The following is a 26,340-nucleotide window of genomic DNA, read 5'->3' as shown; positions in this document are numbered from 1 at the left end:
TCAGCGGCTTTTCCACTAAACTTAGTCCGCGTAGTTAAAGTGAGTCAAAGGCGCGTGCTTCACGTCCTCGATGGTCTTGGTGCCAGCAAGCTGCATGGTGATCTCAAGCTCGTGGTTGAGCTCTTCGAAGACGGACTGGACGCCTTGCGCGCCGCCCAAAGCCAGACCGTAAATGACCGGCCGGCCCATGGCAACCAGGTCCGCACCTGCAGCCAGCGCCTTGAAGACGTGGCTGCCGCGACGAACGCCGGAGTCAAAGATGATCGGAACCTGGTGGTTAACGGCCTTGGCGATGGCTGGCAGGACATCGATCGATGCCGGGCCACCGTTCAGCTGACGGCCGCCGTGGTTGGAGACATAGATGCCGGCGGCGCCAGCACCAATTGCGCGCAGCGCGTCTTCTGGAGACTGAATGCCCTTGACGATGACAGGCAGGTGCGTGTAGTCCGCGATGCGGCGCACGTCGTCCTCAGAGATCTTCTGAGCGGCACTGGCGTAAATCTCGCCGATGCCCTTGCCCTTGCCGTCGCCTTCGGAGAACTTGGTCAAGTTCGCCATCGGGATCGGGAACTGGAAGTTATTGACGATATCGGCTTCACGGTAGCCATCAACGGTGGCGTCGACGGTCAATAGAATCGCCTTAACGCCGGCCTTAACGGCTTCGTCCAGGAGGCTTTCGTTAAAGGTCCAGTCCTTGCTCGTGTACAGCTGGAAGAACTGAGGCGCACCGTTGCCAGCTGCCGCAGTGTCAGCAATCGAGGTGGAAGAGTAAGTACTCTGCGCCATCAGACCGCCAACGGCCGCAACGCCGCGCGCGGTGTCCTTTTCGCCTTGACTGTGGGCTAGGCCCTGAGCCGCAGTGGGTGCCATCATGATCGGGGTCTTCAGGTCAAGGCCGAAGACGTGAGTCGCCGTGCTTGGCTGCTCGATGTTCGACAAGGCCTTAGGAACGATCTGCAGATGACCAAACGCGGCCGTGTTCTGGCGCAAGGTCCAGTCATCCTCGGAGCCGCCCGCGATGTAGCCGAAGCCGCCAGTTGGGATGATCTTCTTGGCCTCTGCCTCAAGGCTTGGCAGGTTGACGATGTCCAACTTCTGTTCGCGATCACTTTGTTCGTAGCCATTTGTTAAAGTCATATTGATTGCCTCCAATGGGTTAATTGATTACGAGTACAATCATATCACTTACATTTTATAAGTAAACAGGAAATGGCTAACTTTTTGCAAGTAAACTAAAAACCAGGCTCAGCGCCCGGTTTAATTGACTTGATTGACGAATTTTCAGTGGCGTCATTCGTGCGTCACCAATAATTTCAACTTTAACCCCAGTCCTGTCGCATAGCGATCCAGCGTCCTGAGTGATGGCAAGGAGTCCATGCGCTCGATTTTTGCCAGCTGCGGTTGCTTCATCCCGATTTTTTGCGCGAGGTCGTGCTGCGACAGCCCCTGCCGGATGCGTTCACTGTGAAGTGCGGCAAGGGTATCGATCACCTCAAGCTCCTCTGAAGAAAACGCCTCGTCCATCTTACTTTCAAAGTTTTTCCAAGTTGCCATTAGCGTTTCCCCTTTCGCTTTAACCAATCCTCAAGCCGCGAGAGTGCGCGGAGGATTTCCCGCGGATCTGTGCGGTTTTGACGTTTTGTATAGTGGGACAGGATGACGTACCGGTCCTTACCCGAAAAGGAGAAGAACACCCGCTCAGGGAGTGGGCGCAGTTCAAACAGCCTCGAAGTATAGCCCTTCAGCTCCTTTACCTGGGGCATCCTTAATGCAGGGCCTAAATTTTCCAGCAGTTTCATCTGGTATCTCATCTTCTTGAGGACCATTCTATCCGTCTGATCATGGCTAATCAGCAATTTCTCCAGATATGTTTGGAAGTCGCTATATCCGTCCTTGTCTTCATAGAAATCGATGATATACATGGAGGCACTCACTTTCCTAAGGCGCCTTCGCCAATAATGTTAACACGTTTGCTATTGTCTGAAAATAGCAAACGTGTTAACTTTTCCGGTCAACAGTTGATACACACAACTATTACGCAGAGGGCGCTGAATATCCTCAATGCCCGTCCTGCGTTTCACCGGTTAATACACTTTTACCAAGAACGGTGGAAGCTAAAAAAGAAGCCAGTCACAACGGCTGACTCCAAACTCATCTTATAGATTAACTAGTCCACCGCTGCCTCTGGTGCCTTGCTGCCGGTCAGTATAAAGTGAATCGCATCCTGAAGCTCGCTTTCACGAAAGAAGCGGATGTCAGGATCTTTGCCGAACCGGTCCACTTCGATCACCGGTTCAAAGCCAGAAAAGCGCAGCAGCATTTTTTGCAACCAGGCGTTCCAGACCTCAGTGGTCAGGCCTTGGTGATTGGCCAAGTTGCGGCGAATGATCACGTTCTTGTTCTCGAAGCGCCGCACGCGCATCGGCGTGTCCTGGGCGTTTGCCAGCGTATTCAGATAAGCAAAGCGATCCATGAATACCAACTCCTTCCACTAGCCTCTTCAACAATTCTCCTTACTTTTATTATACAAACATCTGTTCGTTTTTGCAACCAAAACAACTTCGCTGCGCATTTGGCTTGAAATTCGGTATACTAGACGTAGAACATGAATCAAGGAGGTTCACACTAGTGAATGAAAAAGACCAACTGAGCGCTTTTGCACGCGAGATCATTGAGTTCCAGCGCAAGAATGACCTCACGGATACGGAAATGGCACTAAACAGCCACGTGTCGGTGGAACACATCCACAACATCAAGGCGATGCGTGAGCAGCCGGAAGCAAGCGTTGTGGCCAGCCTCCGCGACTACATGGAACACAAGCCAACCGGCAAGTAAATCGCTTAACCCAAAACGAGCCGCCCATCCCCTATCGGATGAGCGGCTCGTTTGTCTTTAATCAGTTTGTTTGGGCACGATCTTCATCAGCGTGTCGTTAGGAATGCGGATCAGGTCAAAGCGCTCGGCGACGTGGCCAACGTGCATGCCCAAGCCGTTGAGGACTGTCGGCTTGAAATGCGCGGTCATGGTCGCCACATAGGCTTTTTCTGTTGTGCCATCCAGCGCAATCAACTTCTTGTGGTCCCACGGGTACATGCTGGCCTTCATGGTCAACGGGTCGCTGCCCAGTGAAATATCGGCGTCACGGCTGTTGGTCTGGTTCTTAGCGCCGGCCGTCCAGTAGGTGTAGTAGCGCACCGGCTGCTTGCCATTGCCGGACGCCACCGTCACGTAGTAAGACCGCGTAGCGCCGGTTTGCAAAATCAGCGGGTGGTAGGCGTAGCGCACGCTGACGACACGGCTGTCGGCGTAATCGATCGGCCGCAGCCAAGAGACCCAGACCATGAAGTAGGCGGCCGCGACCAGGATGACCACTTCAACGAGGTCGACCAGCCAGGTCGGGCCCGGCTTTTTACCGGTCACCACCATTTTGAGGTGGCGGGAGCGGATGTTCCAGATGATGAAGCCAAGGTACGCTGCAAGCAGCACCCAGGCGATGACACCGAGCCAATTCCACATAGTCTTTCCTCCAAGCGTTAGTGCTGTGCGTCTGCCTGTGCGACCGCCTGTTGACCGAGCAGGTTCAGGTAATTCCACGGCCGGTCATACCAGGGATTGAACAGCATATCCACGTAGGCCAAGTCATCGATCGTGTTGCGGTTTTGAATCATCACTGACAGCAGGTTAGCCGACTGCGCAACGTCGTACTGTGAAAACAGCTGGCCGCCCAGGATACGGCGATTACTGCGGTCGTACACCAGGCGCAGGGACACCCGCGCGGTCGTCGGCATGAACTCAGGCCGATAATTATCCACTAGGTCCGCGGCCGCCGCGTCAAAGCCGGCCTTTTTTGCGCGGCTCAGGGTCATCCCGGTGCAGGCCAGCGTTTTGTCGTAAAGCCGCAGCGCCGAGGTCGCCTGCGTGCCCATGTAGCGCGTGTGGTTGCCGAACACATTGATGCCAGCGAGTTTGCCCTGGCGCACCGCGTTAGTGGCCAGCGGCGCATAGGCATCCTTATGAGTCGGATTAAAATGAACCGCCACGGTGTCCCCCGCCGCGTAAATGTCAGGCGATGAGGTCTGCATATAGTCGTTGACGTGGATCGACCCGTCGGCGTTCAGATTGACCTGCCCATCCACCAGCTCCGTCATCGGCTGGAACCCGACGCAGACAACCGCTAAGTCCGCCTGCCACTCACCCTTGTCGGTGGTGATAAAGACGTGCTGGTCATCGCTGTCAAACTTTAAGGCAATCTCTTGCAGGTGAGAATCGACACCGTGCGCCAAAAGCTCAGCTTCAACCTCTTCGGCCAGCGGCGTGTCGACATAATGACTCAGCAGATGGTGCACCCCATTGATGAACAAAATGTCGTGGCCCGTGCGGCTGTATGCTTCGGCCAGTTCAACGCCGATGTAACCGCCGCCGATGATGGCAATTTTGTCGGCCCCTTCAGCGGTTTGCTTAATGGCCAGCGCGTCATCGTAGTTCTTGCACATCAAGACCCGCGGCACACTGACGCCTTGAATCGGCAGAATCACCGGGTAACTGCCGGTGGACACGATCAGCTTATCATAGGTCGCGGAGAACTTTTCGCGCGTGGCCATGTTTTGAATTGCGAGGCTGTGGTGCTTGCTGTCGACACGCAGGACATCGTGCTGCAAGTGAACATGAATGTTCGGGCCTAACGCCTCCAGGCTCTCCTTGCTGGCGTAAAACAAGGTCTTCGGGTCCGTCACAGTGCCTTCCAGGTACAGCGCGATCCCGCAGGAAAGAAATGAAATGTCGTCGCGGCGTTCATAAACATCGACCGTAGCCTCCGGGTGGGCCGCCGCAATCTGCGTGACCGCGGCCGTCCCAGCATGCGTGCAACCGACAATGGCAATCTTCATGGCGGACTTTCCTCCTCGCTCAAATTCATTACTACCATTATTACACGATTGTATGGAAAGCAAAAGGCGGCACACTATCAGTTTTTGTAAGATTCACGCTACAATTAAACCAAACCACCTGTTACGCCACAATCGGAGGTGAAACATATGAAAATCGCACTGATTGGCGCCGGCCCGCGCGGCCTGCTGGTCCTTGAGCGCCTGGTGGCCTGGCAGCAAGCTGTCGAAACGCCCTTGACCGTCACCTTGTACGACCCGTTCCCCGTCGGTGGCCGCGTCTGGCGGCAGGACCAAGACCCGCATCTGATCATGAACACCGCCGCCCAGCACATCACCCTGTTTTACGATCGCACCGTTGAAGACCCGGGGCCCGTCATGCCCGGTCCCGACCTGGCGCAGTGGGCCAAGCAAGACGCCGCGGCGTACATTGGCCAAGCCGGCGGGCCGAACGCTTCGGCCATGACGCAGGCCGCGGCGACATTGGGGCCCAACGACTACCCGCCGCGCGCGCTATACGGCTACTATCAGAGCTGGTTCTACGCGCAGATGCTCAGGCGCAAGTCCCAGAATATGACCATCGCGTTTCGTCAGGCCACCGTGATGGCCGTTAAGCCCGGGCCGCCGTACGCCGTGATGACCGAGGCGGCCAGCGAAAATTTTGACGGCGTCGTCATGGCGCTTGGCACCATCGAAAACACGCTGACTCGCGAGCAGGCCGCCTTGCAGCGCTTCGCCCAGGCGCAAAATCGCTTCTACCTGCCGCCGGGCTTTCCGGCCGAGGGGGACCTGAGCACCCTGACCCACCAAGACGTCGTGATCCTGCGCGGACTGGGGCTGAGCTTCTTCGACTTTGTCAGCCGACTCACCGAGGGCCGCGGCGGCACTTTCACGGTAGAGGCTTCAGGCGATTTAACCTACCATGCCAGCGGCAAAGAACCCCACCTTCTGGCCGGTTCGCGCCGCGGCCTGCCCTATCACGCCAAGGCAGCCAACGAAAAAGCCCCGGGTGAACTATGGCCCGCGCGCTTCTTGACGGGGCCGCAGCTAGCGGCATGGGAAAAGGCAGGCCCGCTGGCCGGCGACACCTTCTGGCAGGGTCTGCAGCGCGAGGTCGGTTTCGTGTACTACTCGCTGCTGCTGGCCCAGCGCCACCCCCATCTCGACCTGGCCGCGTTTCAATCCGCCTACCTGCAGCAGCCCGAAGCCGCCGTGCGCGCGCTGCACCTGCCGGCCAGCGAGCGGCTCGACTGGGACAAACTGACCACCGTCCCCGCAGGCGAGCTGCAAGCGGCCATTCAAAATTACCTCGCGGCAGATGCCAAGGGCGCCGAACGCGGCAGCAAAACCGACCCCACTGCCGCCGGGCTGGAGGTGCTCCGCGACCTGCGCGACGCCGTGCGCCAGGTGGTGGCGCGCGGCCTGTTCAGCGACGACGAGTACCTGGACTTTTTCCTGCGGTGGTTCAATGGGACCAACGATTTCCTGTCGATCGGCCCGCCGGCGCTGCGGATCAAGCAGCTGCTGGCGCTGAGCCGCGCCGGGGTCATCACTTTTTTGCCGCGCCAGATGACCATCACCACCCAGGGGCGCTACTTCATCGCCGGGACGAAAACCGACCCTACTTTCAAGGCCCCGGGCACGGCACTGATCGAGGCGCGCGTCCCCGCCGCCAACGCGCCGACTGCCAAAGACCCCCTGCTCACCCAGCTGCGCCACGATGACATGGCGACGCTGCGCGAACTCCAGCTGGCCGGCGACCGCCGCTTCCAATCTGGGGCCGTCTTGGTCGACCGCGACACCGCGCAGCTGCTGGACAGCCGCCACCGGCCTCAAGGCAAGCTGTTTTTCTGGGGCGTGCCGACGGAAGGCGTCAACTGGCTGACCACTGCCAGCCCGCGCCCTTACGTAAATGACGTCAACTTGCGCCAGGCCAACCGGATCGCACGCCAACTGCTGAAGTAAGCCGCGGGGCCCGTTTTGATATGGTAGAATTGAGCCATCATCAAAGGAGGGTCAGCCTTGTTTCCGTATGCCAAGTTGCGCACGTTGAACGGTTTGGAGTCGTCGGTTTACACTTATATTAACCAGCACCAGGCCGAAGTGGAGCACATGACGATCCGCGAGCTGGCGGAAAACGCGCATGTCAGCACCACGACGGTCCTGCGCTTTGCCAACAAAATGGGCTACGAGGGCTACTCCGAGCTGCGTTACGCCTTAAAGCGCAGCCGCGCGGCGGTGGCCGAGTCTGCCCCCTTATCGGACCAAGACATGTCCGCGCCCTTGGCCGAGTTCTTTGAGACCGTGACGACGCCGGAATTCAGCAAGCTGGTCGATCAGGCCGTCGCCCACCTTGAAGAAGCGCCGCTGGTCCTGCTTTGCGGCATCGGCACCGGCGCAGCCTTGGCCGAGTACGGCGCGCGCTTTTGGTCAAACAGCGGGACCTTTTCGCTGGCCCTGACCGATCCTGACTACCCCTTCCCAGCGCAAACCGCGGTGCTGCAAAACACCGTGATGGTCGCGCTGTCGGTTTCCGGCGAATCGCAGCCAGTGATCGACATGGCCACCCGCGCCCAGCAAACCGGCGTTTATGTGATCGCGATGACCGATCACGCCGACTCCACGCTGGCCCACCTCGCCGACCTGGTCATCACGTATTACCTGCCGGAACTGACGCGCGGCGCCTTGAACCTGACCACGCAGGTGCCGATCATCTACCTGCTGGAGCTCATCGCCCACCGGCTGGAGCAGCCCCGCTAACAAATTGACCCACCAAAAAGCAAGCTGAAGCCCTCAGCTTGTTTTATTTTGGTTATTTGTTTTTTAGTGGGGTCAAATTCTTTCTTTCTGTGGTGCAAACGGTTACACTAAAAATGTGGTTAACCACTCGGCGGATTTTTCCGCCGCTGCTTTCCGCATTGCGGGCTCATCAGCCTGGCAGACGTGTCAGACCAAATAAAATGAGAACGCTATCCGGAACCGTTTTCGCGCAAGGGCACTGCCGGCGCTGGCCAAGTCAGCATCAATTGTTCACATTCCGTATGCCAGTGCCAAGCCCCTGCACGGGGGTAAACATTTTTTGGGAGGAATTTTCTATGCAAGCCATTATGAACCTGCTGGAAAAGTACGTCGTCCCAGTGGCTGCTAAGATCGGGTCGATTCCTTGGCTGGTCGCGCTGCGTGATTCATTTATCGCCACGCTGCCGATCACCATGGCCGGCTCTCTTGCAACCCTGCTGAACGCGCTGCTTTCCACCTACCCTGCACAGTGGGGTTGGACAAGTTTTGTCAATGCCGTGCAGCCGATCATCATGATCGACAACACCGTGTCCGTTGGTTCTTTGACCATCTTCGCCGTCTTCTTCTCCGCCATGTGGGGCTATCACCTCGCTGAAGCGTACCAGGTCGACGGGGTCGCCGGAACCTTGATTTCACTTTCCGCCTTCTTCATGGGCATCAACAGCAGCGCCAGCCTGGCCCTCACCGGCAAGCTGAGCAAGTCTGCGGTTAAAGTCATCACCACTGCCGGCGGCTCCTACGCCAATGGCAGCCTGTCCGTACCGAACGCCTTTGGCACCGCGAACCTGGGCTCTTCAAGCCTGTTCACGGCCATGATCTTCGGCGCGATTGCCACCGTCGTTTACATCTGGTTGATGAAGAAAGACATCTCCATCAAAATGCCTGACACCGTGCCGCCGGCTGTTTCCAAAGCCTTCACGACTCTGATTCCTGGGATCGCGGCACTGTATGTCATCGCCATCATCACTTACCTGTTCCAGACTTTGACTGGCCAGGCCTTCGGTGACTGGCTGTCTGCCACCATCCAGGCGCCACTGCTTCACGCCGGCCAAGGTGCTGGCATGGTTATCCTGGTTGCCCTGCTGGTTCAGGTCTTCTGGTTCTTCGGGATTCATGGCCCGAACGTCATGGCACCAATTCTGGAATCCATCTGGGGCACTTCCCAGATTGCGAACATCCAGGCCTTCGCCAACCATGATCCGCTTCCTTACAAGTGGGTTCGTGGTTCCTTCGATGCCTACGTTTGGTTCGGCGGTTCAGGTGGTACCATCGTCCTGCTGATCGCCATCCTGCTGTTCTCGAAGCGTGCTGATGAAAAAGCCGTCGCAAAACTTGCTTTTGCCCCTGGCCTCTTCAACATTAACGAACCAGTCATGTTCGGGCTGCCAATCGTTTTGAACGCGATCTACTTCATCCCGTTCATCGTGGCACCAGTTCTGAACACTGCCATTGCTTACTTCGTCACTGCTGCTGGCTGGGTTGGCCCAGTCAAGATCGCGGTTCCTTGGATTACCCCACCGATCCTGAACGCCTTGATGGCGACCGGGTTCGACTGGCGAGCCGCGGTACTGGCCCTCGTCAACATGGTCATTGCGTTCTTCATCTGGGTACCATTTGTTATGGCATCCAGCCGTGTTCAAACGGACGCGCCTGACGACGGCACTGCCGCTTAACCGTATGAGCCACTGGTTGTCTTTACCCAACCAGTGGCTTATTATTAACACTAGTGACTGCCGCAACCGGTTTCTTCTGCGGCAGTTTCCCTATTAAATCGAACATAAAGGAGTCAGATAACATGGTTGTTGTTAGTTCTGCACTGTATCTGGATAAGATGATCGCCGTTTTGGAAGCTTACGATGAAGATGGCGTCACCTTCAAGCTGAATAGCAAGCAGGGCATGCGTGCCACATTCAGCACCACTGCCACCGACTTGGATGCGGCGGCCAAAACCGCCAAAGCAGAGATCAAGAAGCAAAGCTGGGCTTCCGCGATCCTGTTCACCGTCGGCGTCGCCTAACTAGCGATGAAGGGACATTACAGTTCCGGTATGTTATCACTGGCCATCGGGTTTTACGTCATCATGATCAGCCCACAAGGCCCCGGGACCCAGAACCTGGACCCCGGACTCCTGACGCTCGGTATCGCTCTGGTGGTGCTTGGGTTCGTGCTGATAACACACCGTCGCCGGCGCACCAAGTCATCCAGCGATAGTAAGTAACTTGTTGTGCCAATTGCGGCCTCGCACATGATGTGCGGGGCCGCTTTTTTGATTGATTTATTTATTTTCCCGTGGGAAGCTTGATTTAGGAGGCGAAGAGAAAATGAAATCATGGGGAATCGTGGTCGCTGTGAGCGTGGGGTTCACTCTGGCCAGTTGTCGCAGTCAGCAGCCCAAGCCAACAAAGAGTACCACCGCGAGCAGTAGTGCGGTGGCGCATAAGCCTAGCGCGGTTAGCAAGCTGAAGTGGAATGCGGATAAGGCGAAGTCGCTAGAGACGTATATGAAGGGTTTTGGCCCACTGATGCAACAGAATTATTCTAAGGTCGACGCGAAGACCGCGACGAAATGGCGGGGTCTGGATCTCAGCAAGGTGATGCAAAAAAAGACGCCCATCACAATTGACGGCCACCAAACCACGGTTAACTGGCTGCCTAAAGCGTCTCGCGGAAGCCGGACCAAACTCAACGTGGTCGCAGTTTACGCAGATGATCATGCGGGGATCTTGTATCTCTTCACGCTGAAAGAAAATAGCGTGCCGCGGGTACTGGTCAGTCAGGCCGCGCCCCAGAAACAGGTTCTAAGCACTACCGAGACGGCTAACGACGAGTTGAAAAAGGCCTTCGCCGCAATCGTTGCCGGCAAGCCTGCAACCCTGCCAGCCAAAGCAAACGACACCAGCAGTTCTCAGATTGCGGCGTCAAGCAGCAATGCCGCCAGTCAGCCTACTCATGCCGTGGTCTTTGACCAGTCCTTTCAGGGCACTTGGTACAGCCAGAACGGGCAGATGACGATTACAGGCAACTCAATTCAGAACCCAGAATACGGTAATCAACCTGTTTATGATATTCAGGAGCGCACTGCGAATGACACGGCGGCCTTAAACGGCGACTCAACAAAGATGGATCCGGCCAAAGAAGAATGGGGTGCAGCGTATCGGTTTAGCCAAGACGGTAAGTCATGGGTCAACGTCAGAGGTTGGTACCAAAGTGCCGGCGCCGGGGGCTTCTACGCGGTCACCAACCGCAATCTAGGTGGCAAAACCGTGCCAGTACTTGAAACCGCTTCTGGTGGCGGCATGTGGGTGGATCGTAATTACTATCCGACACAGGCGCTCGCAAATCAGTATGGTGCCACCATTTACCCAGATGAGCATACGGCCAACTCGCAGTAAACAAGTATTGGCCGAGTAGCGCACTGTGGTGAATCAAAGCCATCACTCAGTTTTTTTTACTTACTGAATGAAGATGTCTTTTGGAGGTAGGGGAAAAATGAAGTGTTGGCGGACGACGATTTTACTCAGTTTGGGGCTGACGCTTGCCGCGTGTGGCAATCAGCAGGCCCAAAAAGCGACCAGCTCCAGTTCGCATGTTAAGGTGGCCGCATCCAGCAGCAAGCGGAAAACCGGCGCGACACTTTCTTGGAACCAAACCAAAGCCGACAAGCTGGCGGCGTTCATGAAGGACTTCGGTCCCACCAAGAGTCAGCAGTTTACCCAGGCTGACCTCAATGATCAAGTGAAGTGGCAAGGACTCGATTTGACTAAGGTCTACAAGACCAAGCAGCCCATCACGATCGATGGCAAGAAGACTCCGGTCACGTGGCTGCCGAAGAAAGGTCACGCCAGCAAGACGCAGGAAAACGTCGTCGCCGTTTACGTTGATGACCAAGACACCGTCCTGTTTTTGTTCACGCTGACGGCCCAACGCAAAACGCGAGTGCTGATCAGCCAGTATGCCCCAGACGGCCAGACCATCAAAACAACGAACACGACTAACCAAGCAGTCACCCAGGGCTTCCAGAATATTGTCGCAGGCAAGAAAGCAATTCTTCCGAACCAGACCGACGCGACCTCTTCTTCCAAGACCGCGACCACTGATCAGACCAAAGACTCGCAGGCGGCCACACCAAAGCAGCAAGCCATCGTTCCTGCAGAATTTCAGTACACTTGGTACACGCAGGATAGCGGCAACGGCCTTCTTACTTTGGCGTTCACAGCCGACACGATAAATGAAACGGGAATTGAGTTCAAAATTTTCCCATATAACGCTGACACTGCGGCAGACATTGAGAGGTCAAACCCACCAGATCCCAATGACCACACGAAAGATAACTGGGATGTTGGTACCTACTCCGCTTCAGACAAGACACTCGCCATCAAAAATTGGTATACAAAAGTACCTGGGTTATACACAATCACACCCCGAGTCCTCGATGGTCAAACTATTCCAGTGCTCGAAGAGGCCGACCCCTACACCCACTTTGATAATTACTACCTCACACCGGCACTTGCTGCAAATTACCAGGGTAGGGTCTTTCCCGACCAACACGTTCAATAACTGCTGGCTAAATCGATGAATATCAGTCGTAAAACGAGCCGAGACTATGCTAGCATTCGCGTAGTTTCGGTTTTTGTCATATACGAGCTTTCTTATCTATCCTGTGCATAGATTTTCCCACATAGCGGCAGATGCTCATTTGGATTTTCAGCATTTCATTAGAAGCAAAGCTCCCACCAATCTTCACACGATTCCGAAAAGTGTTCCCACTGGCAAAACCCCGCCGCGATTCGCTACGCTTAAATCAGGAGGCGAGCGCATGCAACCGTATATTGGCATTCCCACTGACCAGCTGGCCGGTGTCAGTCCCTACATCAACACCCAAAGCGCCAGCATCGTGCCCCAGGCGATCAAAGAGGCCGTCATCGATGCTGGCGGGGTCCCGTTGATCTTGCCGTTTCCCGCCAAAGCGGACCAGATCGACGCGCTGGTCAAAGCCGATGTAGCGGCGATTAGCGGGCTCTTTTTACCGGGTTGGCCCGACCTTGATCCCACGCTGTACGGGCAGGAGCCGGAGCTGAAACTCGGCAGCGTGATTCTGCCTGAGGACCGCTTCGAGCTGGCCCTGACCCAGGCGGCGATTCAGAAAGGGCTGCCGGTGTTTGCGATTTGCCGCGGCATGCAGCTGCTGAACGTGGCGTGCGGCGGCGACTTGTACCAGGACCTCGGCACCGACGACCCGCAGGCCCACCTCAGGCACGCCCAAGCCGCACCGGGTCAATATCCGACCCACCACGTGCGGATGGCGGAAGGGTCCCGGCTGGCAGACCTGCTCGGTCCGACTGGGTATGTTAACTCGCGGCACCACCAGGCCGTCCACCACGTCGGCGCGAGCCTGAAAGTGTCCGCCCAGGCCCCGGACGGCGTGATCGAAGGCATCGAATCGCAAACCGGCGACCAGCTGCTCGGCGTCCAGTGGCACCCGGAAAACCTGTCCGCCAGTCAGCCGGCTCAAGGCCACTTATTCACCGACCTGGTGGCCCGCGCCAGCGCCTTTTCAAAAACTCATCAAAGGAAGTGAGCTCATGCGCCCAGTGATTGCTTTAGTGGCCGATGTGATCGCCGATGACAGCGTCCACACCAGCCCGAACACCGTTGATATTTCGCCCACCATGTTCAAGGACACAATCTTAGAAGCCGGCGGGCTGCCGATCACCATCCCTTACCCGACCAATGCGCGCCTGATCCCCGAGGTCATCCAGGCCTACCTGCCCCTGTTTGACGGCCTGATCCTGCCCGGTGGCCCCGACGTTGACCCGACCCGCTACGGCGAGCAGCCGCGGCCCCAGCTGCAGGCAGCCAATCCTTTGCTGGATGCGTTTGAACTCGCGCTTATCAAGGCGACCTACGCGGCCGGCAAGCCGATGTTTGGCCTGTGCCGCGGCAGCCACATTTTAAATGTCGCGTTCGGCGGCACCCTGTATCAGGACCTGGAGACCGAGAAAACCGACGCCCTGCGCCACCTGCAGGCCACCTCCGGCGAATATCCGACCCATCACGTGGCAATCGTGCCGCAGACCCGGCTGGCCAAGCTGCTCGGCGACACGGCCTATGTCAACTCGCGCCATCACCAGGCCAGCCGCACCTTGGGCGCCGGCCTGCGCCTGGCCGCCAAAGCCTACGATGGCACCATTGAGGCGTTTGAAAGCGAAGAGAACGACCTGATTCTCGGCATTCAGTGGCACCCGGAAAACCTCTGGCAGGACGCACCGGCTCAGCTCGCCATTTACTCGGACTTCATTGACCGCGCCGAGGCCCACCGCCAAAGCGCGATGACCTTAGCGGCGGGAACCGCCCTCTAGACTGAAAAACGCCGCAATCGCGGCGTTTTTACGTGCTTGGGATTACCGGCGATGGTGCCGCACGAAGGTCATGTAATGCAGGATGCAGGCCAGCAGCACGAAGAAAATAATCACGAAGCTGGCGTACCGCAGCCAAAAACCGCTGGTGGTCCAGGGCAGCAGTTGCTGAATACCCATGGTGGCCAGCGCCATCACGGCGATCATGCCGAAAAGCAAAATGTAGCGTTTCAAGGTTTCATCATCCTTTCGCTTCTTGGCGGTCAGCTTGGCCCCAACAGCCTGGGCCTGCGCCAGCTTCTTGGCCGGCACTGCGGTCATCCCCCAGATCCCCGGCAGCACCAGCTCCGCGACCTTGTGAATGCCCGCAGCGCTCATCGCCTTGTCAATCATCGTGAACGTCGCGTCGATTTGGTGCGTGAAGGTATTGTCCAAACCACTGGCAAAACAGCTCGAGACGCTGACGTAATGCTTGTCCTTGTACTTGCCTGGCAGCGTGTCGGCGTCATGCGTCATGCGCACCATCCGGTGACGGAAGCAGTCAAAAAATTGCTTGAACTGACCCGCCACGGTGCCAAAGTACGTCGGGCTGCCCAGCACCCAGACATCGGCAGCGGCAAGTTTGCTTTCCAGCTCATCCAAGACGGGATTTTCTTGGCCCGGCAAATCTGGCCGGATGACGTACTGATTCAGGTCCACGAACTCGGTTTGCGCCCCGCTGGCCCCAGCCAGCACCGCCTTCAGGTACTGGGCGGTCAGCCCATCAGGATCCTGCCCGCCGTATAACCCCACGATTTTCATTTCATTTCACCTCAGTTCCACTGTACGAGAATGATTCCAATCTTGCAATTAGATTTTGGGGCAAGCAAAAACGCCCAAGGCTCGCGGCAAGCCGCAGGTCCTGGGCGTTGTTATCATTTAGGCTTCGCGGTATCGTCGCACCGCCGCCACGCGCAGGCGAAGCAAGTTGTCCGGCACGACTTGCACCTTGCCGCCTTGAGCCAGGGTCATCGCCGCCAAATCGTTCAGCAAGTTGTTGTGTTCGGCCGCGGGGCCGTCTGTTTCCAGACGGCCATCTTCCAGCACGCCGCGAATCCGCGCGCCTTGCCGCAGTACCAGGGTGTCGACCGAGCGCTGCTGAAGCGCTTCGATGATGCCACCGAGGTCCTCGACGTACTTGCCGCTGCCGCGGGCCGTTTCCAGCAGCGCCAGCGTCTCGTCTGCGTGGCGGTCGGCGTAGTCCTGGCGCAGGTCGTCCAGCGCCAAGTCGATGTCACCCAGGCTCATGTTGCCGGGATTCAGCTCGACTTGCATCGACCCGCTGAGGTGCGGGTTGCGGCTGATCTCGCGGAACGCGGCAATGTTTTCCGGCAGGCCGAACAGGATCAGGCGGCGCTGGTTAGGGTTGGAGTAATGGTCGAGGAGGTAGGTATCCACTGCCTGGTAGTAGCGGCGGCGGTCGATTTCCTCTTCGCTGGCGCGGTCGGCATGCCCGTGGTAGCTCGCCTGCCCCGGGCCCTGCGCAACGGTGTTCACAGACCCGCCGCGTTTTTCCGTGCCCAGCGTGCCAAGCAGCGTGACCGGTGCGTCGTCAGGCAGGTCGACCATGGTCAGCACATCACCGCGGTTCAGGGCCAACGCGATTTTATCGCGCTGCAAGAGCAGCAGGTCGAAGTCGAACTGCCGCTGTGCATCCAGCACCAGCGGCAAAAGCTGCGGCCGGTCCGTGGTCATCGCCGTGGGGCTTACCGCGTACTCGAGCCCCAACGCAATCGCCTCTTGGCCGTTGCTGAGCAGTGCCGCGCCTTGGCCCACAATTGAAATCAGCGGCTGATCGCCGGCGGCCGCCTTGAGGGTCGCCTCGTACGGGGCAAAATCGGTTCCAGGGTGCGTTTGCGCCATCACATCCTTGGCGTGCGCGGCCAAGTGCCGCAGCGTCAGGCGAGTCGCCTCCACCGTGCGGTCAGCCTCAAGCGGCAGGTACAAGGAAACGAACGGGTCCTCAGTGCTGCTGCTTAAAAAGTCTTGCAAGGAGAGTTGCGTGTCTGTTGCCATATTAGTCCTCCTTTTCGTGGCCCTGTTTGGGCTTCAGTTTAACCTTACCAAGGTGCGCGCCGGTTTTTCAATCAGCACCACTTGCCTTATTTGATTGGCTGCCAGACCCAATTGCGGACCTCGGGCAGGTCCTCGCCAGTTTCGCGAATGTAATCGTAATGGTGCTGCAGCGTGTCATCCATCAGTTGAATGAAGTCGTCGCTGGTCTCACGCAACTGCGGCAGGTGCAAGACCACGTCCTTGGCCAGGTGGAACCGGTCGAGCTGGTTGATCACCCGCATGTCAAATGGCGTCGTGATCGCGCCTTCTTCGCGAAAGCCATGCGCGATCAGGTGGTGATTGTGACGGTCAAAGAAAATCGCGCGGATCAGGTCCTCATAGCCGTGGAAGGCAAACAGCACCGGCTTGTCTGGCGTGAAGTAAGCGTCAAACGTCTCGTCATTCAGCGCCCGCGGATCATCTTTCTTCAGTCGGAGCAGATCGAGCACGTTGATGAACCGCATCTTGAGGCTAGGAAAATGCTGGTGCAGCAGGTCGATTGCGGCCAGGCTCTCCAAGTTCGGCTCGGTACCGGCCGCCGCGATCACGATGTCCGGCGCGACGCCATCGTCGTTGGACGCCCAGTCGATGCGCTTCAGTCCCTCGCGCGCAAGCACCGTGGCCTCTTCGATCGAGTAAAACTGCGGCCGCGGCTGCTTGGAGGTGATCAGCAGGTTGATCGTGTTTTGGCTGCTGAAAACCGCCGGGGAAATCGCCAGGAGCGAGTTGGCGTCCGCCGGCAGGTACTCGCGAATGTACTGGCCCTTTTTCTCAGCCAAGTGGGTCAAGACGCCGGGATCCATGTGGGTGTAACCGTTGTGATCCTGCTGGAACGAGGTCGACGTCGACACGACGTTCAGGGACGGGTACGGCCGGTGCCACGACTGCTCGGCCGCCTCGCGCAGCCACTTGAAGTACTGCGTCAGCATCGAGTCCACCACGCGCAGAAAAGCCTCATAGGACGTGAAAATGCCGTGCCGACCGGTCAGCGTGTAACCTTCCAGAAAGCCTTCCGCCTGGTGCTCGGACAGCTGCGAGTCGATGATGCGCCCGGCCGCCGCCATGTCCTCATCGTATCCGCTGTGGGTGATTTGCTCCTCCCACTGGCGACCGCTCGCGTCAAAAATGCCAAACAGCCGATTGGACATCGTTTCGTCCGGCCCGAACACCCGGAAGTTGTGCGGGTTCAGGCGAATCAAGTCCCGCAGGTAATCGGACCAAATCACCATGTCCTGGCGCACGTCCTGACCGCGCTTGCCAATGGGCAGCGCGTACTGGCGATAGTCCGGCAGCACCAGCGGCTGTTTGCCGCCAACATTGGTGATCGGGTTGGCCGCCATGCGCATGTCGCCCTTGGGGGTCAGCGCCTGAAGTTCGGGCTTCAGCGTACCCTTTTCATCAAACAGGTCCTCAGGGTGGTACGACTTCAGCCACTTGACCAAAGCATCGGCATGTTCCATGTGGTCGCGGGACACGGGGATCGGAATCTGGTGCGCGCGGAACGACCCTTCAATCTTGTTGCCGTCCCACTCCTTCGGGCCGGTCCAGCCCTTCGGCGTGCGCAGGATCAACACCGGCCAGTGCGGCATCCCGGCATCGCCAGTAGCGCGGGCCTGGCGCTGAATCTGCTGGATTTTTTCAATCATCGTGTCCAGCGTTTGCGCCATGATCGGGTTGAGGGTCTTGGCATCGTCGCCTTCGACAAAGTACGGCTCCCAGCCCATCCCCGCGTAATACTGGCGCAGGTCGTCATCCGACTTGCGCGCCAGGATTGTCGGGTTGGAAATCTTGTAGCCATTCATGTCGACGATGGGCAGCACCGCACCGTCCGTGATCGGGTTGATGAAGGTGTTGGAGAACCATGACGCCGCCAGCGGCCCGGTCTCGCTTTCGCCGTCGCCGATCACCGTGGCTGCGATCACGTCGGGATTGTCGAGAATCGCCCCGGTCGCGTGGCTGAGCGAATAGCCGAGCTCGCCGCCTTCGTGAATGGAGCCTGGGATCTGCGCGTTGGCGTGACTGGCCGCGCCGTCCGGGAAGGAAAACTGTTTGAACAGCACCTGCATCCCCGCCTCGTCCTGGGTGATGTTAGGATACGTTTCGGTGTATGTGCCGTCGAGGTAAGCGTTCGACAGCATCACCTGCCCGCCGTGCCCCGGGCCTTCAATGTAAAACATGTTGAGGTCGTATTTTTGAATCAGGCGGTTGAGGTGCGTGTAGATAAAATTCTGCCCGGCAATCGTGCCCCAGTGGCCGAGCGGGTTGAACTTCACGTCGCCGGCTTGCAGCGGGCGCTTGAGCAGCGGGTTAGCGCGCAGGTACAGCTGCCCGACTGACAGGTAGTTGGCCGCCTGCCAGTAGCGCGTCATGAGGTCAAAATAAGCTGGTGAATCGTAAGTCGTGGTCATCAAACTCCCCTGCTTTCCTAATGTATCGTGATCAATCACCCAGATTGTACGCCTGATTGCAGGTTGCGCCGAATGATTCGACTCACCGGCTCACCGCGCTTAAAAACCCGCTCTCAGTCCCTAAAAAGGTGATAAACTGAGCATGAGAAAAGGTTTTTCATTAGGGGGCTTACAAATGAAAACACCATGGTTTGATGGGGTCATCATTGCGATTGCAGTCCTGGCGCTGATCGCGTTGGTCACGATTGGGGCCATTCTGCCGGCCATCGCCGTCTTGGTCCTGATGGGCGTCGCCGTGGCCGTCGACCGCCAGCAGCCGCACGGCCGGTTAAGATTTTAAATATTCTCAGCAATCGTTTTACGTCACGCTTGTCCCCAAAGCCAGCAAAGTTTATACTCTTGCCAACGGAGGCGGTTGCCATGGAGCTCAAGGATCTCACCATCAGTCAGCAGGACTATTTGGCCTATCAGCAGTGGTTTCAGCGCCAAGGCAGTATCAAATGGCTGCCGCGGATCCTGCTGGTGTGCGGACTGCTGTCAATTGGCATTGGCAGCTGGCTGGGTATCACGGGCAGATGGGTCTGGGGCTCCGCCAGTGCGGTAATTTTTCTCGGGGTATTCTTCATCGCGTATTTGCCGCTGCTGACGCGCGTACGCGTCGTGCGCGCCGTCCGCTCACCGAAGAACGCCGCCGTGTTCAGCAAGCGCACATTTTTAATCGATGATACCGGGCTTACCATGAGCACATCAACTAGCACCAGCCATTCAAATTGGTCGGCTTTCTTGGAGGCAACCGAGACGCCCCGGCTATTCATCCTGATGGTGGCAAGCCGGCAAGGCGTACTGATTTCCAAGGCCGCGATGACTGACAGTCAAATTCAGGAACTGCGCGCCATCATCAAAACCAACATGCCAAAAGCGCCGGTCAAAGTTGGATGACCCATGAGCAATTCACTTCATAGAAACGCGTTCTCAACGACCATTTACTGGTCGTTTTTTGTATGTGCTTTTGTTAGATGATCAACTCGGTCTGATCGACAGAAACAAAAACCAGGATAATCGCAATCTAGCGTCATCCTGGTTCGGGGTTACTTTATGAGCATCTCTTGCACGATCGTCTTAACTTCATCCCAAAGACTCTGTGGCTCGCCGTCAACCTGTGCCACGTGAATTGCCAGCTCTGCCAGCTTACGCCGCTGAGCCGAGTCCGGTTTAAAAGTAATGTGGTTTAAAGCTAGACAATCAAGAAAACTTAGATAGGCGGTTCGTTTATTGCCGTCATTAAATACATGCTTTTTAATCAGCTTGACGAAATAGAATATCGCCAAGTCGGTTGCAGTGGCGTACAGTTGCTGGCCAAAAACGTCTTGATGAGCGGATTGAACAATGTAATCCAAGGCCTTCGCATCACGAATGGAAGCTCTTTGATTGGCTTTCTGCTGAAGGCAGACGTTAATCGTAATTACCTCAGACTGACTCAAATACTTCATCAGCGGTCTGCCAAATAATCAAGCGCATCCTTATTCTCAGCAATTAGCTCTTGGATTCTCGCAACCGTTGCCAAGGCAGCATCTCGTTGCTTGGTCGGAACAAGCACAACTTGACCGTCACTCTCGCCGATGGTGACGCTGTCTCCCTTATTGATTCCAAGGTCTTCAGCGACCTCGCGCGGAATAGTGACGTATAAGCTGCTGTTACTTTGGCCAACTTTCCGATCTTGTCGATGTTTCAGCTTTGCAGGATCAATCATGTCATCACCTCGTATATGTAGTATATACGGTCGATACGCCCGGAGCAAGTCAATGTGCTGTCAGACAAACCTCTGTGCCTCATATAGGGAAATTCATTGCCACTCAGACACTAGTGACGTGGCAGCCGGTCCTGCACGTCGCGCACGATCATCAGCTCCTCATTGGTTGGGATGACCAGCGTCTGCACGGTGGCGTCTGGAGCAGAAACGTTGGCTTCCTTGCCCCGCACCTGATTTTTCTCTGGGTCGATGGTCGCGCCGAGGAACTGCAGGTGAGCCATGATGCGAGCGCGCATGTCGCCGGCATTTTCGCCGACGCCGGCGGTGAAGACCAGCACGTCGACGCCGTTCATCAGCGCCGCGTAACTCCCGACGTACTTAGCGACGCGGTTGGCGTAGATATCCAGCGCCAGCTTGGCCAAGGGGTCCTCATCCTCGATGGCCTCGAGGTCGCGCTGGTCCGCGGACAGCTCAGAAATGCCAAGCAGGCCGGAGCGCTGATTCAGCATCGTGATGATGTCGTCAAAATTAGTGATCTTCAGCTTGCGCATCAGGTACTGCAGCAGCGACGGATCGATGTCGCCGCTGCGTGTGCCCATGGTGACGCCGGCCACCGGGGTGAAGCCCATCGAGGTGTCGACGGACTGACCATTTTGCACGGCGGTGACGCTGGAGCCTGAACCCAGGTGCATCACCACCATTTTCAACTGATCCAGCGGCCGGCCCAGGAACTCGGCGGCGCGCTGCGAGACGTAGCGCACGCTGGTGCCGTGGGCCCCGTACTTGCGGGCACCGTACTTTTCGTAGTACTGGTGCGGAATGCTGTAGAGAAAATTCTCCGCCGGCATCGTCTGGTGAAACGCGGTATCAAACACCGCCACCTGTGTCGCCCAAGGCATCATTTTGCAAAAAACGTCGATGTATTCGGCCTCGACCGGGTTGTGCAGCGGTGCGTAGTCCTTCAGGTCGCGAATGTCCTGCAGCACCTGCGGGTCGATCACGACGGATTCGCTGAACTCCTCGCCGCCAGCCACCACGCGGTGCCCGACGCCGACAATCTCGTGCAGATGCTGCACGAGGCCGAGGTCCTTGAGCTCGGTCATGACGTCGGCCACAGCCTCGTGGTAGTTGCGAATCGCGTGCCCGGAGCGGTAAACCTGGTCGCCATACTTGATTTTGACGCTGGACTCCGCCTGGCCAAGGCGATCGATCAGCCCATCGGCCAGCATTTTCTCTGTCGGCATCTCAAACAATTTCCACTTCAACGTTGAACTACCTGCGTTGACTGCGAGTATTTTGACCATGTTCTCAGCTCCTATCTATTGTGTGCGTTTACATTGTAGCCTATTTTCCCGCTTTCTGCTCGGGGTCGTGCTGGCGGTGCCATTCCTTGATCTGGGCCAGCCGCGCCTTCACCCTGGCCTCGCTGCCTTGCTCAGTCGGGTGGTAATACTGTTTACCCTTTAAATTATCCGGCATTGTCTGCATCGTGGTCAACTTATCCGGGTTGTCGTGCGCGTACTGGTAGTTCTTGCCGTAGCCGAGATCCTGCATCAGGTCGGTGACGCCGTTTCGGATTTGCAGCGGCACCGGCTCCGCCAGCGTTTCCGTCGCGTCCTTTTTCGCCGCTTCGTACGCGGTATACAAGGCGTTGCTCTTCGGCGCCAGGCTCAGGTAAACGACGGCGTGGGTCAGGTGGACCGAGCACTCCGGCATCCCGATGAACTGGCACGCCTGAAAGACGCTGGTGCAGATCTCCAGGGCCCGCGAGTCCGCCATGCCGATGTCCTCAGAGGCAAACCGCACCAGCCGCCGCGCAATGTACAGCGGATCCTCGCCGGCTTCCAGCATGCGTGCCAGCCAGTAAACGGCCGCGTCGACATCGGAGTTGCGCATCGACTTGTGCAGCGCCGAAATCAGGTTGTAGTGCTCCTCGCCGTTTTTGTCGTAGAGCAGAGCCTTTTTCGTCAGCAACTGGGACACGGCGGCCTTGGTCACCGTGATGCCCTTGCCCGAGTCGGTTTCGGCGTTGGTGACGGCCATTTCCAGCGTGTTCAGCGCGATGCGCGCATCCCCGTTAGCAAAATCGGCGATCATTCCCAGCAGCTCCGGCGCGATTTTCACCTTCTGCAGGCCATAGCCGCGCGGATCCTTCAGCGCCCGGTTCAGCAGCTCGATGATGTCATCTTGGGTCAGCTGCTTGAGCACGAACACCCGGGTGCGCGACAGCAGCGCGGCGTTGACCTCAAACGACGGGTTCTCGGTGGTTGCGCCGATCAGCGTGATTGACCCGCGCTCAACGTACGGCAAAAAGGCGTCCTGCTGCGCCTTGTTGAAACGGTGAATTTCGTCGACAAACACGATGGTTTTCTGGCCGAGCGAGCGGTTCTGCTCGGCTTCTTCCATCACCTGCTTGATTTCCTTGATGCCAGCAGTGACCGCAGAAAATGTCACGAACTGGGCCTTGGTTTGGCGGGCAATGATCTGCGCCAGGGTCGTTTTGCCGACACCAGGCGGACCCCAGAAAATCATCGAGGGAATTTCGTCATTTTCGATCAGCTTGGCGAGCACCTTATCTTTGCCGATGAGATGCTTTTGGCCGGCGAACTCAGCAAGGGTCGTCGGCCGCATGCGGCTGGCCAGCGGCTGCGTCTGCGCCGGATTTTGATCAAATAGAGACGGCATCGCGCCACCTTCTTTCAGCTTCATCATACCATTGCAATCTGGTATGCTACACTTGAAAGCAAGATGCGAAAGGTGAATGTCTGCCTAGTCGCGCTTCGGGCTCGCAACGCCTGAATGCCTAGCTACGCCCTGCACGGCGCTCGCCAGCGAGCCCCGCACAGAGCTAGGCTAGTCATCAGGCTAACCCCGCGAGCCCTTCGCAGCCTTTACAAAGGAGTGACCAAAATGGCCGATGCCAATGACCAAACTTTTCCCAGCGGTGAGTTCACCGCTTTTTCAACGGCCAAGATGACCTACTTCATACTAGTGCGGCCAGATCTAACGCGCGCTGACATTGAGGCCTTCTTCGGCGATGACGCCCGTTATGTGGCGCTGACCAAGGTGCCCAGTGTCGAGCTGCACCTGCCGCAAACCGAGGCCCAGATCGCGGTGCCCGGCAACCTGATTGCCCGCTTCGCCAACGGCAAGTATAAGGTGATCACGAAGGAGTACTACGAGCAGAATTTCAATGAACCAATCGCCGATACGAACGGGCAAGGCATTCACTAAGGAGATAGCATGGCCAAGTTTGAAAAGTATCACCCACTGCTGTCAGTCCACTACCAGCTGGACTGGCTGACATTGTTTAAGTTAAAAGACGTCGCCCGGCTGCGGGCCGATAAGACCCAGGCGGCGCTGTCCGGCCGTGAGCGCGACCAGTCAGTTGAGGACACCGCCCGCTATGTTAATCACACGATGCGCTTGGTCATGAGCGATCAAGCCCTGCTTTACGGCATCGGCGACCGCGAAACCAACGAGTTCCTCGGCAGCATTTGCCTGTGGCGTTTCGACCAAGGCATGACTGAAGCGCAGATGCGCTTTGAGCAGCTGCCTGAAGCCGCGCCGGAAGTCATGCAGGAAATCATCCCCCGCGTGGCCGGGTTTGCCTTTTTTGAGCTGGGCCTGAAGAAGCTCTACGCGGTGTTACCCGAAACCGCCGGCTCAGCGGTCGACCTGCTGGCCGGTTTCGGGTTCGCCAGTGCGCCCGCTCACCACACGCGGACCATGCCGAACGGCGAAAAGGTTCCACTGCTGCAGCTGACGCTGACTCGCGAGCAGGTCGCCGATGACCCGGCGTTTCATTTTTAAGGATTGTACCCGCCCGTATTAGCTCAATTCGTTCGTTACTGCTTCCGGTTCAGAAGCAGCCATGATATAATGAAAACAGCAAAAAGGGACGCCCGGCAAGACGTCCCCCGCAGAATTGTCTTTGAACGATGGCTATCAGAAAGCAAACATTACGCCGCCTCCACTGTCAAGGTTCAGCGGCGTATTTGTTTGCTATTTTTTCCGGCCGCGGCCGAACTCTTTCATCAGCAATCGCCATGCGATAACTAACATCGTGATCACTTGGATCAATGATATCAGCTTACCGATGAAAGGAATGATCGACGTCATGACGTCGATCAAAAGCAAACTCGTACCCCCTTCCTACTGGAATTTAAGGTTATGAACCTTAAGTTCATAAGCCTCACCTTCTTTCGAATGCGAGATACCACCGCTCTAAACGCTTCTGCTTTTGTTATTATATCGGTTAAAAGCTTAACTGCCTAGCCGTACGTGTACGGCCTCATCAAATTGATGGGATCCCATCACCATGCTCTCACTCAGAACGCAAAAGTCACCGACCTTCAAGTAAATAGGTGAAGGATGGTGACTTTTGTCGTTATTAGTTTTTGTTATAAAACACGTCCTGCACGGCGCCGATGATGCCCAATTTGGCGTGCGCGTATGTCAAGCCGCCCTGAATGTACAGCGTGTATGGCGGCCGCAGCGGCCCGTCGGCAGAAAACTCGATGGTGGAGCCTTCCACGAAGGAACCGTCTGCCATGATCACCTTATCCTCATACCCGGCAGTGGCCTCCGGAATGGGCGTGATGAACGAATCAATCGGCATGTTCTGCTGCAAAGCCTTGGTAAAGCGAATCATGTCATCAGGATTCCCGAAGTTGACCGTTTGAATCAGGTCGGTGCGCGGTGCGTCCCAGCTCGGTCGCACCGGCAGACCCATTTTCGCTAGGAGGGCCGCCTCAAAGACCGACCCCTTAATGGCGTTGCCGGTGACTGATGGCGCCTGGAAAAAGCCTTGGAACATGGCGTCCAGCACGCCGAACGTCGCGCCTTCCGCACCGCCCAAACCAGGAACGGTATAGCGGTACGACACCCGCTCGACGAGGTCCTTGCGCCCGACGATGTAGCCGCCGGTTTTGAGCATGCCGCCACCACCGTTTTTGAACAGCGAGCCGGCCATAATGTCAGCCCCGACTTCAAGGGGCTCCTTGGTTTCGGAAAATTCCCCGTAAGCATTGTCCACGAAAATCCAGGTGTCAGGCATGGCGCTGCGAACCGCCTTGATCATCTCGGCGATTTTCGCGATCGTGAACGAATCGCGTGTCGCGTAGCCGCACGAACGCTGAATCGCAACGACCCGAGGCTGATCTTTGGCCACGCGCGCCTTCACTGCCGCCAGGTCGACGTCGCCGCTTTCCGGCAGCGGCACGTAATCGGCCTTAATGCCATACTCCTTAGGGCTGCCGATCGCGTTGCCAGCCATCCCGAGGACTTCCTGCAGGGTGTCGTAAGGCTCGCCGGTGATGTAAAGAATCTCATCCCCTGGCCGGACCAGGCCGAGCAGCCCGACCCCGATCGCGTGCGTGCCCGAAACAAACTGCGGCCGCACCAGGGCGTCCTCGCCGCCCAGCACCTGCGCGTAAATGGCCTCCAGCTTATCGCGGCCTTCGTCATCTTGGCCGTAACCCGTAGACCCTGACAAGTCCGTCGTGGCGACATTGTGATCACGGAAGGCCTTGAGAACCTTGGCTTGGTTTTCCATGATCTGGTCATCAATGACCGCCAGCTTCGGCGCGATTTCCTCATCGACTTCCTGAACGCGCTTGATCAGCTCTGGATCAAAATCATCTTTCCAACTCATGCTTTTCTCCTTGTGTTTTGTGCAAAAATTTACCGGCCAGTACCTGCGCTTGGCGGGGCGCCACCATTTTCAAACTCTTCCATGCTATCACCTTCTCCAGTATACGAGAGGAAGCGGTGAGGTGCACGGAAAGTCTGGGAGGCGGGGCCAATAATCGGGCTAAGTGTGCAACCCCTGCACATCTTGTACTAATTGGGCTCCGGGGTCGCAACGCCCGAGTGATTAGCTGCGCCCGAGGCCTCGCCGCCAAAGAACGGCGGCAAAGCCTCAGGCTGGGCTAATCATCGGGCTAAGTGCGCGACCCCTGCGCACCTTATATAAAAACCACCCGTCGAACGGGTGGTTTTCTCTGGGGCTATAAGCCCCTGTTGCTGGCTGCGTCTCAAGGCGCTGG

The 26,340-nt window shown here is 57.2% G+C and carries 28 protein-coding genes; 13 read left to right on the top strand and 15 right to left on the bottom strand.

All coding sequences use genetic code 11. The features are described 5' to 3' along the window. Positions 1 to 21 precede the first annotated feature (21 nt). From JUF21_RS07260 to JUF21_RS07245, 4 genes are all read right to left on the bottom strand, one after another. Positions 22 to 1,137, bottom strand: a complete 1,116-nt coding sequence (locus JUF21_RS07260; protein ID WP_203663720.1) for a lactate oxidase — start codon at positions 1,135 to 1,137, stop codon at positions 22 to 24. A 153-nt stretch (positions 1,138 to 1,290) separates the two neighbouring features. Continuing rightward, on the bottom strand, positions 1,291 to 1,554 hold the full coding sequence (locus JUF21_RS07255) for a helix-turn-helix transcriptional regulator (protein WP_203624125.1): 264 nt from the start codon (positions 1,552 to 1,554) through the stop codon (positions 1,291 to 1,293). After that, positions 1,554 to 1,922: a type II toxin-antitoxin system RelE/ParE family toxin gene (locus JUF21_RS07250; RefSeq protein WP_203624124.1), complete on the bottom strand. Its 369-nt coding sequence runs from the start codon at positions 1,920 to 1,922 to the stop codon at positions 1,554 to 1,556. Before JUF21_RS07250 ends, JUF21_RS07255 begins: the two co-directional genes overlap by 1 nt. 245 nt (positions 1,923 to 2,167) lie before the next feature. Further along, positions 2,168 to 2,473, bottom strand: coding sequence for a hypothetical protein (locus JUF21_RS07245; RefSeq protein ID WP_203624123.1), 306 nt, complete (start codon positions 2,471 to 2,473; stop codon positions 2,168 to 2,170). 155 nt (positions 2,474 to 2,628) lie between these two features. Between JUF21_RS07245 and JUF21_RS07240 the strand changes: the two genes are divergently transcribed. Continuing rightward, the gene (locus tag JUF21_RS07240) at positions 2,629 to 2,835 is read left to right on the top strand and encodes an LBP_cg2779 family protein (RefSeq protein WP_054665217.1); all 207 of its coding nucleotides are present in this window, start codon (positions 2,629 to 2,631) and stop codon (positions 2,833 to 2,835) included. Positions 2,836 to 2,892: 57 nt separating this feature from the next. On the opposite strand, the gene JUF21_RS07235 is transcribed toward JUF21_RS07240, so the two are convergent. After that, positions 2,893 to 3,516 carry an LVIS_2131 family protein gene (locus JUF21_RS07235; protein WP_125754958.1) on the bottom strand — a complete coding sequence of 208 codons (624 nt, stop codon included), beginning with the start codon at positions 3,514 to 3,516 and terminating at the stop codon, positions 2,893 to 2,895. 17 nt (positions 3,517 to 3,533) lie between these two features. Then, entirely contained in the window at positions 3,534 to 4,886 is a 1,353-nt protein-coding gene (locus tag JUF21_RS07230; protein WP_203663718.1) for an FAD-dependent oxidoreductase, read from the bottom strand. Between the two features lie 147 nt (positions 4,887 to 5,033). Between JUF21_RS07230 and JUF21_RS07225 the strand changes: the two genes are divergently transcribed. From JUF21_RS07225 to JUF21_RS07190, 8 genes are all read left to right on the top strand, one after another. Then, positions 5,034 to 6,848, top strand: coding sequence for an FAD/NAD(P)-binding domain-containing protein (locus tag JUF21_RS07225; RefSeq protein ID WP_203663716.1), 1,815 nt, complete (start codon positions 5,034 to 5,036; stop codon positions 6,846 to 6,848). A 57-nt stretch (positions 6,849 to 6,905) separates the two neighbouring features. Further along, entirely contained in the window at positions 6,906 to 7,643 is a 738-nt protein-coding gene (locus JUF21_RS07220; protein WP_125754955.1) for a MurR/RpiR family transcriptional regulator, read from the top strand. Positions 7,644 to 7,978: 335 nt separating this feature from the next. Then, positions 7,979 to 9,355 carry a PTS sugar transporter subunit IIC gene (locus tag JUF21_RS07215; protein WP_203624120.1) on the top strand — a complete coding sequence of 459 codons (1,377 nt, stop codon included), beginning with the start codon at positions 7,979 to 7,981 and terminating at the stop codon, positions 9,353 to 9,355. Between the two features lie 122 nt (positions 9,356 to 9,477). Then, positions 9,478 to 9,699 (top strand): hypothetical protein, encoded by a 222-nt coding sequence (locus tag JUF21_RS07210; RefSeq protein WP_054665208.1) that lies wholly within the window; start codon positions 9,478 to 9,480, stop codon positions 9,697 to 9,699. Between the two features lie 304 nt (positions 9,700 to 10,003). Further along, positions 10,004 to 11,074 carry a DUF4767 domain-containing protein gene (locus tag JUF21_RS07205; protein ID WP_203663714.1) on the top strand — a complete coding sequence of 357 codons (1,071 nt, stop codon included), beginning with the start codon at positions 10,004 to 10,006 and terminating at the stop codon, positions 11,072 to 11,074. A 97-nt stretch (positions 11,075 to 11,171) separates the two neighbouring features. Beyond that, entirely contained in the window at positions 11,172 to 12,239 is a 1,068-nt protein-coding gene (locus tag JUF21_RS07200) for a DUF4767 domain-containing protein (RefSeq protein WP_203663712.1), read from the top strand. A 259-nt stretch (positions 12,240 to 12,498) separates the two neighbouring features. Next, on the top strand, positions 12,499 to 13,260 hold the full coding sequence (locus JUF21_RS07195) for a gamma-glutamyl-gamma-aminobutyrate hydrolase family protein (RefSeq protein ID WP_203663710.1): 762 nt from the start codon (positions 12,499 to 12,501) through the stop codon (positions 13,258 to 13,260). A 4-nt stretch (positions 13,261 to 13,264) separates the two neighbouring features. Continuing rightward, a complete protein-coding gene (locus JUF21_RS07190) occupies positions 13,265 to 14,041 on the top strand; it encodes a gamma-glutamyl-gamma-aminobutyrate hydrolase family protein (protein ID WP_203624116.1) in 777 nt (258 codons plus the stop codon). Between the two features lie 42 nt (positions 14,042 to 14,083). On the opposite strand, the gene JUF21_RS07185 is transcribed toward JUF21_RS07190, so the two are convergent. From JUF21_RS07185 to JUF21_RS07175, 3 genes are all read right to left on the bottom strand, one after another. Next, entirely contained in the window at positions 14,084 to 14,839 is a 756-nt protein-coding gene (locus JUF21_RS07185) for a flavodoxin family protein (protein WP_203663708.1), read from the bottom strand. Between the two features lie 117 nt (positions 14,840 to 14,956). Beyond that, entirely contained in the window at positions 14,957 to 16,093 is a 1,137-nt protein-coding gene (locus JUF21_RS07180) for a hypothetical protein (RefSeq protein ID WP_203624114.1), read from the bottom strand. 86 nt (positions 16,094 to 16,179) lie between these two features. Beyond that, positions 16,180 to 18,540 (bottom strand): phosphoketolase, encoded by a 2,361-nt coding sequence (locus tag JUF21_RS07175; RefSeq protein ID WP_203663706.1) that lies wholly within the window; start codon positions 18,538 to 18,540, stop codon positions 16,180 to 16,182. A 175-nt stretch (positions 18,541 to 18,715) separates the two neighbouring features. On the opposite strand from JUF21_RS07175, the gene JUF21_RS07170 reads away from it, so the two are divergent. Together JUF21_RS07170 and JUF21_RS07165 are read left to right on the top strand one after the other, a co-directional pair. Further along, positions 18,716 to 18,880, top strand: a complete 165-nt coding sequence (locus JUF21_RS07170; RefSeq protein WP_203624112.1) for a hypothetical protein — start codon at positions 18,716 to 18,718, stop codon at positions 18,878 to 18,880. Positions 18,881 to 18,960: 80 nt separating this feature from the next. Continuing rightward, the gene (locus JUF21_RS07165) at positions 18,961 to 19,479 is read left to right on the top strand and encodes a YcxB family protein (protein ID WP_203624111.1); all 519 of its coding nucleotides are present in this window, start codon (positions 18,961 to 18,963) and stop codon (positions 19,477 to 19,479) included. A gap of 149 nt (positions 19,480 to 19,628) precedes the next feature. Here JUF21_RS07165 and JUF21_RS07160 read toward each other — a convergent pair whose 3' ends face one another. The 4 genes from JUF21_RS07160 to JUF21_RS07145 form a co-directional block, all read right to left on the bottom strand. Continuing rightward, a complete protein-coding gene (locus tag JUF21_RS07160; RefSeq protein WP_203624110.1) occupies positions 19,629 to 20,030 on the bottom strand; it encodes a type II toxin-antitoxin system death-on-curing family toxin in 402 nt (133 codons plus the stop codon). Next, complete coding sequence (locus JUF21_RS07155) at positions 20,030 to 20,290, bottom strand: AbrB/MazE/SpoVT family DNA-binding domain-containing protein (protein WP_203624109.1); 261 nt, start codon at positions 20,288 to 20,290, stop codon at positions 20,030 to 20,032. Before JUF21_RS07155 ends, JUF21_RS07160 begins: the two co-directional genes overlap by 1 nt. Before the next feature lie 110 nt (positions 20,291 to 20,400). Next, positions 20,401 to 21,594, bottom strand: a complete 1,194-nt coding sequence (locus tag JUF21_RS07150; protein ID WP_203624108.1) for an acetate/propionate family kinase — start codon at positions 21,592 to 21,594, stop codon at positions 20,401 to 20,403. Between the two features lie 40 nt (positions 21,595 to 21,634). Next, positions 21,635 to 22,975 carry a replication-associated recombination protein A gene (locus JUF21_RS07145; protein WP_203624107.1) on the bottom strand — a complete coding sequence of 447 codons (1,341 nt, stop codon included), beginning with the start codon at positions 22,973 to 22,975 and terminating at the stop codon, positions 21,635 to 21,637. Positions 22,976 to 23,200: 225 nt separating this feature from the next. On the opposite strand from JUF21_RS07145, the gene JUF21_RS07140 reads away from it, so the two are divergent. Continuing rightward, positions 23,201 to 23,524 (top strand): hypothetical protein, encoded by a 324-nt coding sequence (locus JUF21_RS07140; protein WP_203624106.1) that lies wholly within the window; start codon positions 23,201 to 23,203, stop codon positions 23,522 to 23,524. A gap of 9 nt (positions 23,525 to 23,533) precedes the next feature. Beyond that, positions 23,534 to 24,103 carry a GNAT family N-acetyltransferase gene (locus tag JUF21_RS07135; RefSeq protein WP_203624105.1) on the top strand — a complete coding sequence of 190 codons (570 nt, stop codon included), beginning with the start codon at positions 23,534 to 23,536 and terminating at the stop codon, positions 24,101 to 24,103. A 192-nt stretch (positions 24,104 to 24,295) separates the two neighbouring features. Here the strand turns inward: JUF21_RS07135 and JUF21_RS12035 are convergent, their stop codons facing one another. Together JUF21_RS12035 and JUF21_RS07130 are read right to left on the bottom strand one after the other, a co-directional pair. Continuing rightward, on the bottom strand, positions 24,296 to 24,430 hold the full coding sequence (locus tag JUF21_RS12035) for a hypothetical protein (protein ID WP_255533288.1): 135 nt from the start codon (positions 24,428 to 24,430) through the stop codon (positions 24,296 to 24,298). Positions 24,431 to 24,683: 253 nt separating this feature from the next. Next, a complete protein-coding gene (locus JUF21_RS07130) occupies positions 24,684 to 25,946 on the bottom strand; it encodes a methionine gamma-lyase family protein (RefSeq protein ID WP_203624104.1) in 1,263 nt (420 codons plus the stop codon). Positions 25,947 to 26,340: the final 394 nt, after the last annotated feature.

This window comes from Lacticaseibacillus sp. 53-4 (assembly GCF_016861805.1).
GTDB lineage: Bacteria > Bacillota > Bacilli > Lactobacillales > Lactobacillaceae > Lacticaseibacillus.
The sequence above is the reverse complement of the archived record's forward strand: the minus strand, read 5'-3'. Positions and strand labels throughout refer to the sequence as shown.

Bases quoted from the DNA above. Each gene is read 5' to 3' on its own strand.
- JUF21_RS07215 (WP_203624120.1), top strand. From the start codon at position 7,979: ATGCAAGCCATTATGAACCTGCTGGAAAAGTACGTCGTCCCAGTGGCT.
- JUF21_RS07260 (WP_203663720.1), bottom strand. From the start codon at position 1,137: ATGACTTTAACAAATGGCTACGAACAAAGTGATCGCGAACAGAAGTTG.
- JUF21_RS07175 (WP_203663706.1), bottom strand. From the start codon at position 18,540: ATGACCACGACTTACGATTCACCAGCTTATTTTGACCTCATGACGCGC.
- JUF21_RS07190 (WP_203624116.1), top strand. From the start codon at position 13,265: ATGCGCCCAGTGATTGCTTTAGTGGCCGATGTGATCGCCGATGACAGC.
- JUF21_RS07210 (WP_054665208.1), top strand. From the start codon at position 9,478: ATGGTTGTTGTTAGTTCTGCACTGTATCTGGATAAGATGATCGCCGTT.
- JUF21_RS07135 (WP_203624105.1), top strand. From the start codon at position 23,534: ATGGCCAAGTTTGAAAAGTATCACCCACTGCTGTCAGTCCACTACCAG.
- JUF21_RS07205 (WP_203663714.1), top strand. From the start codon at position 10,004: ATGAAATCATGGGGAATCGTGGTCGCTGTGAGCGTGGGGTTCACTCTG.
- JUF21_RS07200 (WP_203663712.1), top strand. From the start codon at position 11,172: ATGAAGTGTTGGCGGACGACGATTTTACTCAGTTTGGGGCTGACGCTT.
- JUF21_RS07230 (WP_203663718.1), bottom strand. From the start codon at position 4,886: ATGAAGATTGCCATTGTCGGTTGCACGCATGCTGGGACGGCCGCGGTC.
- JUF21_RS07160 (WP_203624110.1), bottom strand. From the start codon at position 20,030: ATGAAGTATTTGAGTCAGTCTGAGGTAATTACGATTAACGTCTGCCTT.
- JUF21_RS07170 (WP_203624112.1), top strand. From the start codon at position 18,716: ATGAAAACACCATGGTTTGATGGGGTCATCATTGCGATTGCAGTCCTG.
- JUF21_RS07155 (WP_203624109.1), bottom strand. From the start codon at position 20,290: ATGATTGATCCTGCAAAGCTGAAACATCGACAAGATCGGAAAGTTGGC.
- JUF21_RS07225 (WP_203663716.1), top strand. From the start codon at position 5,034: ATGAAAATCGCACTGATTGGCGCCGGCCCGCGCGGCCTGCTGGTCCTT.
- JUF21_RS07145 (WP_203624107.1), bottom strand. From the start codon at position 22,975: ATGCCGTCTCTATTTGATCAAAATCCGGCGCAGACGCAGCCGCTGGCC.
- JUF21_RS07255 (WP_203624125.1), bottom strand. From the start codon at position 1,554: ATGGCAACTTGGAAAAACTTTGAAAGTAAGATGGACGAGGCGTTTTCT.
- JUF21_RS07245 (WP_203624123.1), bottom strand. From the start codon at position 2,473: ATGGATCGCTTTGCTTATCTGAATACGCTGGCAAACGCCCAGGACACG.
- JUF21_RS07180 (WP_203624114.1), bottom strand. From the start codon at position 16,093: ATGGCAACAGACACGCAACTCTCCTTGCAAGACTTTTTAAGCAGCAGC.
- JUF21_RS07130 (WP_203624104.1), bottom strand. From the start codon at position 25,946: ATGAGTTGGAAAGATGATTTTGATCCAGAGCTGATCAAGCGCGTTCAG.
- JUF21_RS07185 (WP_203663708.1), bottom strand. From the start codon at position 14,839: ATGAAAATCGTGGGGTTATACGGCGGGCAGGATCCTGATGGGCTGACC.
- JUF21_RS07165 (WP_203624111.1), top strand. From the start codon at position 18,961: ATGGAGCTCAAGGATCTCACCATCAGTCAGCAGGACTATTTGGCCTAT.
- JUF21_RS07195 (WP_203663710.1), top strand. From the start codon at position 12,499: ATGCAACCGTATATTGGCATTCCCACTGACCAGCTGGCCGGTGTCAGT.
- JUF21_RS07140 (WP_203624106.1), top strand. From the start codon at position 23,201: ATGGCCGATGCCAATGACCAAACTTTTCCCAGCGGTGAGTTCACCGCT.
- JUF21_RS07235 (WP_125754958.1), bottom strand. From the start codon at position 3,516: ATGTGGAATTGGCTCGGTGTCATCGCCTGGGTGCTGCTTGCAGCGTAC.
- JUF21_RS07250 (WP_203624124.1), bottom strand. From the start codon at position 1,922: ATGTATATCATCGATTTCTATGAAGACAAGGACGGATATAGCGACTTC.
- JUF21_RS07150 (WP_203624108.1), bottom strand. From the start codon at position 21,594: ATGGTCAAAATACTCGCAGTCAACGCAGGTAGTTCAACGTTGAAGTGG.